Source organism: Burkholderia sp. Ac-20392, assembly GCF_017104585.1.
GTDB classification, from domain to species: Bacteria; Pseudomonadota; Gammaproteobacteria; order Burkholderiales; family Burkholderiaceae; genus Burkholderia; species Burkholderia lata.
On record NZ_JAAGPB010000045.1, the window covers coordinates 21661 to 32969 of the forward strand.

Genomic DNA, 11309 nt, shown 5'->3' on the forward strand with positions numbered 1-11309 from the left:
TCGGTCGCCGTCAGGCTAGCAGAAACCGGAGATTACTTGATCTTGGTTTCTTTGTATTCAACGTGCTTGCGGACGACGGGATCGAACTTCTTGATCGCCATCTTTTCCGGCATGTTGCGCTTGTTCTTCGTGGTCGTGTAGAAGTGACCCGTACCAGCGGTCGACTCAAGCTTGATCTTGTCGCGTGCGCCTTTTGCCATGATTGTGCTCCTTGGGCTTAGGCTTCGCCGCGTGCGCGCAGGTCAGCGAGCACGGAATCGATGCCGTTCTTGTCGATCAGGCGCAGGCCGGCGTTCGAGACGCGCAGGCGCACCCAGCGGTTTTCGCTCTCCACCCAGAACCGGCGGTTTTGCAGGTTCGGCAGGAAGCGACGCTTCGTCTTGTTGTTGGCGTGGGAAACGTTGTTGCCGCTCATCGGCGCTTTCCCAGTTACTTGGCATACGCGTGCCATGAGAGCACTCCTAATACGCTAAATTCGGGGTTCGATCGCCGGTGAAGGTTCCATCGCACCGCCACGTGATCCATGGCTGCACTCAGAACGCCGAAGCCCTTACAGACAAGGCCCTTCGATGGCTAGAACTGTGGTTGGAAAAAATACAGACGGCGATTCTAGCAGAAAAAGCTCAGGAAAATCAAACCTAATTTCGCATCGCCGTTGCGGCGCCCTTGGACGGGCCGCAACCCCACAGTCTACAGCCAGCCGGCCCGTGCGAACGAAAAAGTATCGCTGGTGCCGATCACGACGTGATCGAGCAGCCTGACATCGACGAGCGCGAGCGCGTCGTGCAGCACGCGGGTCAGGCGACGATCTTCCGCGCTCGGCTGCACCGCGCCCGACGGATGGTTGTGCGCGACGATCAGTGCCGCGGCGTTGTGCACCATCGCGCGGCGCACGATCTCGCGCGGGTAGACGGCCATGCGCGTCAGCGAGCCGCGCGTGATTTCCTCCATGTCGATCAGGCTGTGGCGCGCGTCGAGGTAAACCGCGGCGAACACCTCGTGCGGGCGCGAGCCGATCTTCAGCCGCAGATAGTCCTCGACCGCGCCGGGCGAATCGATCGGCTGCTTCTCGTGCGCTTTCTCCTTCAGCATGCGACGCGCGATCTCGGTGACCGCAACCAGCCGTGCGGAGCGCGCGGGGCCGATGCCGGGGTGCGCCTCGAAATCGTCGGCGGTCGCCTCGAGCAGCCCGTGCAACGACTTGAACTGACTGACCAGTGCGCGGGCGGTGACGAACACATCGTGCCCGGGCTTGCCCGTGCCGAGCAGCAGGGCGATCAGTTCGTCGTCGGTCAGCGCGGCCGGCCCGCGCTCCAGCAATCGCTCGCGCGGCCGCTCGGGCTGCCAGCCGCGCGGGCGGCGCTTGCGCCGGTGGAGCGGGACGACGCGGCCGGGCGGATCGGCCGGCAGATCGGTGTTGTCGCGGCATTCGACGGGCGGCAAGGCTGGGCAGGGTGACAGCATGCTTGAAACTCCATTGGCGGCGGGCGGTGTGCGCGACGTCGTCGCACTTTCCGCCTTGCGCGCTCAGGTGACTTACAATATTGGCTTTGCGCCGGGCCTTTCGGCCGTATCGGGCGCCGACTGAACGAGTAATTCATGAGCCTCATCGATCTATCCGAAGTGAAGCCCGGTTCCCACGTCACGTTGCATTACCGGCTGGCACTGGCCGACGGCGCCGACATCGTCAACACCTTCACCGACAAGCCGGCCACGCTGCTGCTCGGCGCGGGGCAACTGGCGCCGTCGCTGGAACAGATTCTGATCGGCCTCAGGGTCGGCGACCATTCGACTTTTCAGCTAACGCCCGAACAGGGGTTCGGCCCCCGCAATCCCGACATGCTCCAGCGCGTGACGCTGTCGACGCTGCGCGAGAACGGGATGGTCGGCGACGATTTCACGCCGGGCGAACTGATCGAGTTCAACGCGCCGGACGGCGGCCGATACGCGGGGGTGCTGAAGGAAGTCAGCGAAACCTCGGCACTGTTCGACTTCAATCATCCGCTCGCGGGCCAAGCGCTCACGTTCGAAGTGAAAATCATCGGAATCCTGTAATCATGAGCACCACCGATACGCTGTCCGGGCAGACCGTCGCCGCCGATGCCGAAATCCTGCTGGCCCAGCCGCGCGGTTTCTGCGCGGGCGTCGATCGCGCGATCGAGATCGTCGAGCGCGCCATCGCGATGCACGGTGCGCCGATCTACGTTCGTCACGAGATCGTCCACAACAAGTACGTGGTCGAGGATCTGAAGAAGAAGGGCGCGATCTTCGTCGAGGAACTCGAGGAAGTGCCGGCCGGCAATACCGTGATCTTCAGCGCACACGGCGTGTCGAAGGCCGTGCGCGACGAGGCCGACGTGCGCGGGTTGCGCATTTACGACGCAACCTGCCCGCTCGTCACGAAGGTGCACGTCGAAGTGGCGAAGATGCGCCAGGACGGCGTCGACATCGTCATGATCGGGCACAAGGGCCATCCGGAAGTCGAGGGCACGATGGGGCAGGTCGAGCGCGGCATGCATCTCGTCGAGAGCGTCGAGGACGTGCAGAAGCTCGAGCTCGCCGATCCCGAGCGCATCGCGCTCGTCACGCAGACCACGCTGTCCGTCGACGATGCAGCCGAGATCATCGGCGCGTTGAAGGCCAAGTATCCGAAGATCCGCGAGCCGAAGAAGCAGGACATCTGCTACGCGACGCAGAACCGCCAGGACGCCGTGAAGTTCATGGCGCCGCAGTGCGACGTCGTGATCGTCGTCGGCAGCCCGAACAGCTCGAATTCGAGCCGCTTGCGCGAAGTGGCCGAGAAGCGCGGCGTCGACGCGTACATGGTCGATGCGCCCGACCAGATCGATCCGGCGTGGGTCGCAGGCAAGCGTCGCATCGGCGTGACGGCCGGCGCGTCGGCTCCCGAAGTGCTCGCCCAGGCCGTGATCGCGCGACTGCGCGAGCTCGGCGTGCGCAACGTGCGCGCGCTCGACGGCATCGAGGAAAACGTGTCGTTTCCGCTGCCGCGCGGGTTGAACCTTCCGCCCGCTGCCTGATTGACGCATCGCACCTGCGGAACACCGAAGCGCGCCTTACGGCGCGCTTTTTTTTGCCTGTCGAAATCGCAATCGCAACCATTATTCGGATTAATGGTGCAACCGGGTTGCTCTGCGCGCGCCCAAGCGTCTCTCAAAATTGGTTGCAATGCAGGAAAACCCCATCGAATCAGGATTATTGGCGTCCTATAAATGGAGTTACAATGCGCCCGTTTTCAGGCCTGAATGGCTTTGAAATCGGATTTTGGCAAGGCGCGGGAGACCACTCAATGCATGTGAAGTTGGCTTACGCCGTGTCCGTCGCCGCACCGGTTGCAATGCTTGCCGGCTGCAGCAAAAAGAGCGACGACGGGGCGGGGAGGGAGGCTGCGGTGTTCGCGGCACCGCCGGCCAGCGGCGTGCGCGTCGCCGGAACCGGTCGTGCGGCATCGTTCGCGTGCCGCATCGCACAATTGGGCAAGGACAAGGAAAACGGGGCACGTTTGGCGATCGAGGAAATCAACGCGCTTGGCCTGGCGAACGGTCAGGCAGCGGGCACGCAGGTTGCAATACCGCAAGCCGCCGGTCGTGGCGTGACAGCGACCGCGCGCGCCGATCGACGCAGGCCGGCCAGGGTGCCCGGCGATGCGGGCAGCGCGGTTCCCTTTCAATTCGATTCGACGAAACAGCGCGTTGCCGCGAGCAATGGCGTCGCGGCGCGCGGTCTGGTTCGTACGATGGATTCCGACGCAGTCCTGACGAATGTCGGACGCGGCGTTCGCGGTGCCTTGCGAGGTAGCGCGGCACGGAATCCGATCTGCCCGGGTGCGGGGCTTGCCTCGCGCCGGACAGGCAAAGGCACGGATGCCGGGCAACCGGACGATGGCCGTCTCGGCATGCTGCCCTACGACTTCAAGGAGGCCACGAACACCGTCCTCGATGTCGTGACGATTTAGCGACGGGACTCATGACGGCACCGGAACAGTGCGGTGCCGTTTTTGTATCCGCTCCGGCGGCAGGTCCGGCCGTACAGGCCGGGCGGCGCGCGCCGGGACGATCCACCCTTACCGGTATCGACTAGTACCCGCAGTGTCGCCGAGAAGGCGCGATTCCTCGCTTACCCGCGGGGCGCAACGTCCTCCGGCAGCACGGGCCAAGGAGCTTTAAATGGATATTTTCGTCCAGCAGGTTCTCAACGGGCTGGTGCTCGGCAGTGTCTACGCCATCATCGCGTTGGGCTACACGATGGTGTACGGCATTCTCGGCATCATCAACTTCGCGCATGGCGACGTGCTGATGATCGGCGCGATGGTCGCCCTGTCGGCCATCACCGTGCTGCAAAACCATTTCCCCGGACTCGGCAACGTCGCGACGCTGACGATCGGCCTGGGCATCGCCGCTGTCGTCTGTGCGTTCGTCGGCTTCACGATCGAACGGGTCGCATACCGGCCGCTGCGTCGCGCACCGCGCCTCGCCCCGCTGATCACCGCGATCGGCGTGTCGATCCTGCTGCAGACCGCCGCGATGATCATCTGGTCGCGCAACCCGCTGCCGTTCCCGCAATTGCTGCCGACCGATCCGATCAACGTGATCAAGGCAACCGACACGACGCCGGGCGCCGTGATCTCGGTGACTGAAATCGTGATCATCGCGGTGGCGTTCATCGTGATGGCCGGCCTGCTGCTGCTCGTGCACAAGACCAAGCTCGGCCGTGCAATGCGCGCGATTGCCGAAAGCCCGAACACCGCGAGCCTGATGGGCGTGAACCCGAACTTCGTGATCTCCGCGACGTTCATGATCGGCTCCGCGCTCGCCGCGCTGGCCGGCGTGATGATTGCATCCGAATACGGCAACGTGCACTTCTACATGGGCTTCATCCCCGGCATGAAGGCATTCACCGCCGCAGTGCTGGGCGGGATCGGCAACCTCGGCGGCGCGATGGTCGGCGGCGTGCTGCTCGGCCTGATCGAGCAGCTCGGGGCCGGCTACATCGGCAACCTCACGGGCGGCGTATTCGGCAGTAACTACCAGGACGTGTTCGCCTTCATCGTGCTGATCATCGTGCTGGTGTTCCGTCCGTCCGGCCTGCTGGGCGAACGTGTCGCGGATCGCGCGTAACGGAAGGGAGCAAACAACATGACATCCATTCAACCGATCGAATCCTCGACGTCGCTCGTCGAAGAGCGCAACACCACCAAGACCATCATCATCGGCCTCCTGACCGCGGTCTTCGTGATCGCGGCGCCGATCATCATCGGCTCGGCCGGCGGCAACTACTGGGTCCGTGTGCTCGACTTCGCGATGCTGTACGTGATGCTCGCGCTCGGCCTGAACGTGGTGGTCGGCTTCGCCGGCCTGCTCGACCTGGGCTACATCGCGTTCTACGCGGTGGGCGCATACACGGCGGCGTTGTTGAGCTCGCCGCACCTGAGCTCGCAATTCGAGTGGATCGCGGCGCTGGCGCCGAACGGGCTGCATGTGCCGTTCCTGATCATCGTGCCGATCGCGATGGCACTGGCGGCGACCTTCGGGATCCTGCTGGGCGCGCCGACGCTGCGCCTGCGCGGCGACTACCTGGCGATCGTGACGCTCGGCTTCGGTGAAATCGTCCGGATCTTCATGAACAACCTCGACCGTCCGGTGAACATCACCAACGGCCCGAAGGGGATCACGGGCATCGATCCGGTGCACATCGGCGACTTCAGCCTCGCGCAGACGCACTCGCTGTTCGGGATCCAGCTGCCGTCGGTCTACATGTATTACTACCTGTTCGTGCTGTGCTCGCTGCTGGTGATCTGGGTGTGTACGCGCCTGCAGCACTCGCGTATCGGCCGCGCATGGGCGGCGATTCGCGAAGACGAAATCGCGGCGAAGGCGATGGGCATCAACACCCGTAACGTGAAGCTGCTCGCATTCGCGATGGGCGCGTCGTTCGGCGGCCTGTCGGGTGCGATGTTCGGTTCGTTCCAGGGCTTCGTGTCGCCGGAATCGTTCACGTTCTGGGAATCGATCGTCGTGCTCGCCTGCGTGGTGCTCGGCGGCATGGGCCACATCCCGGGCGTGATCCTGGGCGCGGTGCTGCTCGCGATCTTCCCGGAATTCCTGCGCTCGACGATGAGCCCGCTGCAGCATGCGATCTTCGGCCATGACGTCGTCGATACCGAAGTGATCCGTCAGGCGCTGTACGGCCTCGCGATGGTGGTCATCATGCTGTATCGCTCGGAAGGCCTGTGGCCCGCGCCGAAGCATGAGGACAAGATCGCGAAACTGGCGAAGCGCAACAGCAAGAAGCCGGTGCGCGCTTAATCGACGGACACAGGGGATACACACATGAGCGACAAACAAATCCGACTGTCCGTGCAGGGCGTGAACAAGCGCTTCGGCGGCCTGCAGGCGCTGTCCGACGTCGGCCTGCAGATCAAGGAAGGCGAGATCTACGGCCTGATCGGCCCGAACGGCGCCGGCAAGACGACGTTCTTCAACGTGATCACGGGCCTCTACACGCCGGACTCCGGCGAGTTCAAGCTCGACGGCACGGAATACAAGCCGACCGCGGTGCATCAGGTCGCGAAGACGGGTATCGCGCGCACGTTCCAGAACATCCGCCTGTTCGGCGGGATGACGGCCCTCGAGAACGTGATGGTGGGCCGCCACGTGCGCACCAAGCACGGGCTGCTCGGCGCGGTGTTCCAGACGCCGGCCGAACGCCAGGAAGAGCGCGAGATCAAGGAACGTGCGATCGAGCTGCTCGAGTACGTCGGCGTGCTGCAATACGCGGACTACACGTCGCGCAACCTGTCGTACGGCCACCAGCGCCGTCTCGAGATCGCGCGCGCACTGGCCACCGACCCGAAGCTGCTCGCGCTCGACGAGCCGGCGGCCGGGATGAACGCGACCGAGAAGGTCGAACTCACGCGCCTGCTCGACAAGATCCGCTCGGACGGCCGCACGATTCTCCTGATCGAGCACGACGTGAAGCTCGTGATGGGGCTGTGCAACCGGATGACGGTGCTCGATTACGGCAAGGTGATCGCCGAGGGTCTGCCGCAGGACGTGCAGAAGAATCCGAAGGTGATTGAGGCATATCTCGGCGCAGGGGTGCACTGATGGCAGCGGCAATGTTGAAAATCAAGGGCTTGCAGGTCAACTACGGCGGCATCCAGGCCGTCAAGGGCGTTGACATGGAAGTCCGTCAGGGCGAGCTCGTGACGCTGATCGGCGCGAACGGCGCAGGCAAGACCACGACGATGAAGGCGATCACGGGTCTCAAGGCGTATTCGGCGGGCGACATCGAATACGACGGCAAGTCGATCAAGGGCACGCCGACGCACGAGCTGCTCAAGCGCGGCCTCGCGATGGTGCCGGAAGGCCGCGGGATCTTCGCGCGGATGTCGATCATCGAGAACATGCAGATGGGCGCGTACCTGCGCAACGACACCGAGCAGATCAAGAAGGACGTCGACCGGATGTTCGGCTTCTTCCCGCGCCTGAAGGAGCGTGCGACGCAGCTCGCGGGGACGCTGTCGGGCGGCGAGCAGCAGATGCTGGCGATGTCGCGCGCGATCCTCTCGAAGCCGAAGCTGCTGCTGCTCGACGAGCCGTCGATGGGCCTGTCGCCGATCATGGTCGAGAAGATCTTCGAAGTGGTGCGCGAAATCTCGAAGGAGGGCATCACGGTGCTGCTCGTCGAGCAGAACGCGCGCCTCGCGCTGCAGGCGGCCGACCGTGGCTACGTGATGGATTCGGGCACGGTCACGATGGAAGGCGAGGCCAAGCAGATGCTCGACGATCCGAAGGTGCGTGCCGCGTACCTGGGTGAATGAGTGAGTGAATGAGCGGGCCCGGTGACGCGTGACGGCAGATGCCGGGCGCGTCGCACACGGGCTTTCGAAAGGCTGTCACGGGATGCCGTGACAGCCTTTTTTTTCGTGTCGTGCGATTCCGGTCGAACTTGTGCGGGCGGGCGCGACTCCATTCGACTGTTGCGCCGCGCACGCGGCGCGGGAACGATGGAGCGGCCGCTCTTGCCGGCCGCCTGCAAACCGACACACGGGCCGTGTAGCATCAGCGGCCCATCGGGACACGGAGAGCACACATGAGTCTGGACTACGGTTTCGTGAAGGCGAAGGTGACATCGGTGGCGAAGCTGAAGGGCTCGCCGCACCGCAGTGAGATCCAGTATCACATCCACCTGACGCTGGCGTTGCCCGGAGGCGACTGGGACGTCGCGATCAACGTCGGCACCAACGACGCGGACGACCTGCTGAACTACAAGCTCGTCTACGATTTCCACCACCCGATCACGCAGACGCTCGCGGCCGCGGCCGAAGGCTATACGGACCTGACGGGGCAGGCCGCGCTGCCCGCGCTCGACTACATGCGCAGCGACATCCTGAACGACACGGGCGCGTGGCGCCCGAGCGCCGTGATGGACGGCACGGAGAATCAGGAGCCGATCCCGTCGCTGCTGCGGCTGGTGAACGCCGCGCAGTCGCAGGGGCTCGACGTCGTCGTGTTCGGCCGCTCGTATACCGAGGGCAACGGCATCCACGACACGCACATGAACCAGGGGTCGACCGGCTCGAACTACCTGCATCGCGCAGGCGACGACCACAACGACCACAACGACATCTGGCAGGACGGCGCGCTGATCGTGCGCGTGAGCGACACGCAGTGGGCCGCGTATTTCGCCGCGTTCGAGCAGCAGGCCGTGCCGACCGACGCGCTCGGCAATCCGTTGCCGGGCGCGGGGCCGATCACGCGTTGAGATCGCCGGCTGCCGGCCTTCGCGTCATGCGGCCGGCAGCGTCTTGCCGAACGAGATGCGTTCCTCGACGCGATAGCCGAGCGCCGCGTAGAAGCGGCACGCGTCGTCGTTGCCGGGCAGCACCTGCAGGTTGACCTTCAGGCAGCCGCGCGCGGCGAGCGCGCGTTCCGCATGTGCGATCAGCGCGCGGCCGATGCCGAGCCGTCGCGCGTCGTTCGATACGCCGAACGAGTAGAGCCAGCCGCGATGCCCGTCGAAACCCGCCATCAGCGTGCCGACCACGCGTGCGTCGCTGGTCGCGACGAAGAACAGTTCCGGCTGCGTTGCGAGCTTCAGCTCGATCGATCGCAGCGGATCGCGGTGCGGCGGTGCGTCCGCGTCTTCGTACTGCGGGAACGCGTCGCGCCATACCGCGAGCACGGCATCGGTGTCGGCGCGTTCGAACGGGCGGATTGCGACAGCATCGGCGGCGGCATCCATCGCGGCGGTCTCCTTAGAGCGTGTCGAGAATCGACCGCAGCATCGCCATCATCTGGTCGATTTCCTCGGTCGTCACGTTCAGTGCGGGCATGAAGCGCAGCAGGTTCGGCCGCGCGGCGTTCAGCAGCAGGCCATCGGGTTGCATGTCGCGCGCCTTCTCGACGATCTGCGGGCCGATGTCCTTGCCGAGCAGCAGCGCGCGCAGCAGGCCTTCGCCGCGTTCGCCTTCGAAGCCGCGCTCTTCCGACAGCTCGAGCAGCTTGCGCTTCAGGTATTCGCTGCGCGCACGCACGCCTTCGAGGAAGCCCGGTGCCACGAGCTGCGAGATCACCGAATAGCCGACCGCGGTCATCAGCGGGTTGCCGTTGTACGTGCCGCCCTGGTCGCCGGCCTCGAACACCGCGAACTCGGCCTTCGACAGCAGCGCGCCGAGCGGGGCGCCGCCGCCGATGCCTTTCGCGAGCGTCATGACGTCCGGCTCGATGCCGGACAGCTCGTACGCGAACAGCGTGCCCGCACGGCCGCAGCCGCTTTGCACTTCGTCGACGATCAGCAGCAGGTTGTGCTGCTTCGTCAGCGCGCGCAGCGCCTGCATGAATTCACGCGTCGCCGGAATCACGCCGCCTTCACCCTGGATCGGCTCGAGCATCACCGCGACGGTCTTGTCGGTGATCAGCTTCTCGACCGAGTTGATGTCGTTCAGCTCGGCCTTCGGGAAGCCCGGCACCTGCGGTGCGTAGATCGTGTCCCAGCCCGGCTTGCCGCTGGCCGACATCGTCGCGAGCGTGCGGCCGTGGAAGCTGTGGTCGAACGTGATGATCTCGTACGCACCGTTCTTGAACTTGCGGCCCCACTTGCGCGCGAGCTTGATCGCGCCTTCGTTCGCTTCCGCGCCGCTGTTCGTGAAGAACACCTTGTCGAACACGCTGTGCTGCGTGAGCAGGCCCGCGAGCTTCGCCATCGGTTCGTTGTAGAACGCGGGCGACGGGTTCAGCAGCTTCTCTGCTTGCGTCTTCAGCGCTTCGACGATGCCTTCGTTGCAGTGGCCGAGGCTGTTGACGGCCCAGCCCTGGATGAAGTCCAGATAGCGCTTGCCCGTGTGATCGTAGAGCCACGAACCCTTGCCGTGCGTAAACACGATGTCGGGGCGGTTCGTGATGTACATCAGCGAGTCGATCGGATAATCGTTCAGGGGCATGGCAGCAGACTCCAGCGGACGTTGAAAGGGAAACAGGCAATAAAAAAGCCACGGAAGGCCGTGGCTGGTGGGTCGAACAGCTTGTGCGTAACCGGTGAAGCAGTGCGGGGGTTACGCGCGAGTCCGTGACGAGCCTGCGGCATCCGGGCGGAGCGGCGAGCGGCGACGTCGAAGGGCGGACAGGAAGCAGTTCATGTGCGCAAGCATAAGGCATCCCGCGCCTCACTGTAAACCGCCGCGATGCCACGGATGTGACATCGCGGTGCGCAGTGCCGTGCGCGGGTGCGCGGGCCTTAGACCGGATGCGCGAGATCGGCGGCGCTCGTGAACGAGTCCGCGTAGAACTCGTCGGCGGGCAGTGCGTGGTGTTGCGTGAAATCGCGCTGCGCGGATTCGACCATCACCGGCGCGCCGCATGCATACACCTGGTGGCCCGACAGATCGGGCAGGTCCTCGATCACCGCGCGATGGACGAAGCCGGTGCGGCCCGTCCACTGGTCGCCGGCGTCCGGCTCGGAGAGCACCGGCACGTACTTGAAGTTCGGGATCTCGCGCGCCCACTGCTCGGCGAGCTCGTCGAGGTAGATGTCCTTCTTGCGGCGTGCGCCCCAGTAGAGCGTCATCGGGCGCGTGATGCCCGAGTGCTTCACGTGTTCGATGATCGCCTTGATCGGCGCGAAGCCGGTGCCCGATGCGAGCAGCACGATCGGCTTGTCGGAATCTTCACGCAGGAAGAAGGTGCCGAGCGGGCCTTCGAAGCGCAGGATGTCGCGCTCCTTCATTGCGCCGAACACATGGTCGGTGAACTTGCCGCCCGGCATATGGCGGATGTGCAGCTCGATCGGGC

At 64.7% G+C, this 11309-nt stretch carries 14 protein-coding genes; 8 read left to right on the plus strand and 6 right to left on the minus strand.

Translation table 11 applies throughout. The features are described from left to right. Positions 1 to 32 precede the first annotated feature (32 nt). From rpmG to radC, 3 genes are all read right to left on the minus strand, one after another. Positions 33 to 200 (minus strand): 50S ribosomal protein L33, encoded by a 168-nt coding sequence (gene rpmG / locus G3N99_RS08950; RefSeq protein WP_006478046.1) that lies wholly within the window; start codon positions 198 to 200, stop codon positions 33 to 35. Positions 201 to 217: 17 nt separating this feature from the next. After that, entirely contained in the window at positions 218 to 451 is a 234-nt protein-coding gene (rpmB, locus tag G3N99_RS08955) for a 50S ribosomal protein L28 (protein WP_004186391.1), read from the minus strand. A gap of 239 nt (positions 452 to 690) precedes the next feature. Continuing rightward, entirely contained in the window at positions 691 to 1464 is a 774-nt protein-coding gene (gene radC, locus G3N99_RS08960; protein WP_174941998.1) for a DNA repair protein RadC, read from the minus strand. 135 nt (positions 1465 to 1599) lie between these two features. On the opposite strand from radC, the gene G3N99_RS08965 reads away from it, so the two are divergent. The 8 genes from G3N99_RS08965 (at position 1600) to G3N99_RS09000 (ending at position 8784) form a co-directional block, all read left to right on the plus strand. Continuing rightward, positions 1600 to 2055, plus strand: coding sequence for a peptidylprolyl isomerase (locus G3N99_RS08965; RefSeq protein ID WP_027786673.1), 456 nt, complete (start codon positions 1600 to 1602; stop codon positions 2053 to 2055). Between the two features lie 2 nt (positions 2056 to 2057). Next, a complete protein-coding gene (gene ispH / locus G3N99_RS08970) occupies positions 2058 to 3038 on the plus strand; it encodes a 4-hydroxy-3-methylbut-2-enyl diphosphate reductase (RefSeq protein WP_011352949.1) in 981 nt (326 codons plus the stop codon). Between the two features lie 203 nt (positions 3039 to 3241). Next, entirely contained in the window at positions 3242 to 3973 is a 732-nt protein-coding gene (locus G3N99_RS08975) for an amino acid-binding protein (RefSeq protein WP_206122184.1), read from the plus strand. A 211-nt stretch (positions 3974 to 4184) separates the two neighbouring features. Next, positions 4185 to 5135, plus strand: a complete 951-nt coding sequence (locus G3N99_RS08980; RefSeq protein ID WP_011352947.1) for a branched-chain amino acid ABC transporter permease — start codon at positions 4185 to 4187, stop codon at positions 5133 to 5135. An 18-nt stretch (positions 5136 to 5153) separates the two neighbouring features. Further along, a complete protein-coding gene (locus G3N99_RS08985) occupies positions 5154 to 6323 on the plus strand; it encodes an ABC transporter ATP-binding protein (protein ID WP_174941536.1) in 1170 nt (389 codons plus the stop codon). A gap of 24 nt (positions 6324 to 6347) precedes the next feature. Next, positions 6348 to 7124 (plus strand): ABC transporter ATP-binding protein, encoded by a 777-nt coding sequence (locus tag G3N99_RS08990; protein WP_174917512.1) that lies wholly within the window; start codon positions 6348 to 6350, stop codon positions 7122 to 7124. Further along, complete coding sequence (locus G3N99_RS08995) at positions 7124 to 7840, plus strand: ABC transporter ATP-binding protein (protein WP_174917511.1); 717 nt, start codon at positions 7124 to 7126, stop codon at positions 7838 to 7840. The genes G3N99_RS08990 and G3N99_RS08995 overlap by 1 nt, the downstream gene beginning before the upstream one ends. Positions 7841 to 8112: 272 nt before the next feature. Continuing rightward, positions 8113 to 8784, plus strand: coding sequence for a DUF2278 family protein (locus tag G3N99_RS09000; RefSeq protein ID WP_174942001.1), 672 nt, complete (start codon positions 8113 to 8115; stop codon positions 8782 to 8784). Between the two features lie 24 nt (positions 8785 to 8808). Here the strand turns inward: G3N99_RS09000 and G3N99_RS09005 are convergent, their stop codons facing one another. The 3 genes from G3N99_RS09005 to G3N99_RS09015 form a co-directional block, all read right to left on the minus strand. Further along, positions 8809 to 9264 carry a GNAT family acetyltransferase gene (locus tag G3N99_RS09005; RefSeq protein ID WP_174941540.1) on the minus strand — a complete coding sequence of 152 codons (456 nt, stop codon included), beginning with the start codon at positions 9262 to 9264 and terminating at the stop codon, positions 8809 to 8811. 13 nt (positions 9265 to 9277) lie between these two features. After that, positions 9278 to 10462: an acetylornithine transaminase gene (locus G3N99_RS09010; RefSeq protein WP_011352941.1), complete on the minus strand. Its 1185-nt coding sequence runs from the start codon at positions 10460 to 10462 to the stop codon at positions 9278 to 9280. 293 nt (positions 10463 to 10755) lie between these two features. After that, positions 10756 to 11309 (minus strand): FAD-binding oxidoreductase (locus G3N99_RS09015; protein WP_241011547.1); only part of this gene is annotated, 554 nt, incomplete at its 5' end.

Bases quoted from the DNA above. Each gene is read 5' to 3' on its own strand.
- rpmG (WP_006478046.1), bottom strand. From the start codon at position 200: ATGGCAAAAGGCGCACGCGACAAGATCAAGCTTGAGTCGACCGCTGGT.
- rpmB (WP_004186391.1), bottom strand. From the start codon at position 451: ATGGCACGCGTATGCCAAGTAACTGGGAAAGCGCCGATGAGCGGCAAC.
- radC (WP_174941998.1), bottom strand. From the start codon at position 1,464: ATGCTGTCACCCTGCCCAGCCTTGCCGCCCGTCGAATGCCGCGACAAC.
- G3N99_RS08965 (WP_027786673.1), top strand. From the start codon at position 1,600: ATGAGCCTCATCGATCTATCCGAAGTGAAGCCCGGTTCCCACGTCACG.
- ispH (WP_011352949.1), top strand. From the start codon at position 2,058: ATGAGCACCACCGATACGCTGTCCGGGCAGACCGTCGCCGCCGATGCC.
- G3N99_RS08975 (WP_206122184.1), top strand. From the start codon at position 3,242: ATGCGCCCGTTTTCAGGCCTGAATGGCTTTGAAATCGGATTTTGGCAA.
- G3N99_RS08980 (WP_011352947.1), top strand. From the start codon at position 4,185: ATGGATATTTTCGTCCAGCAGGTTCTCAACGGGCTGGTGCTCGGCAGT.
- G3N99_RS08985 (WP_174941536.1), top strand. From the start codon at position 5,154: ATGACATCCATTCAACCGATCGAATCCTCGACGTCGCTCGTCGAAGAG.
- G3N99_RS08990 (WP_174917512.1), top strand. From the start codon at position 6,348: ATGAGCGACAAACAAATCCGACTGTCCGTGCAGGGCGTGAACAAGCGC.
- G3N99_RS08995 (WP_174917511.1), top strand. From the start codon at position 7,124: ATGGCAGCGGCAATGTTGAAAATCAAGGGCTTGCAGGTCAACTACGGC.
- G3N99_RS09000 (WP_174942001.1), top strand. From the start codon at position 8,113: ATGAGTCTGGACTACGGTTTCGTGAAGGCGAAGGTGACATCGGTGGCG.
- G3N99_RS09005 (WP_174941540.1), bottom strand. From the start codon at position 9,264: ATGGATGCCGCCGCCGATGCTGTCGCAATCCGCCCGTTCGAACGCGCC.
- G3N99_RS09010 (WP_011352941.1), bottom strand. From the start codon at position 10,462: ATGCCCCTGAACGATTATCCGATCGACTCGCTGATGTACATCACGAAC.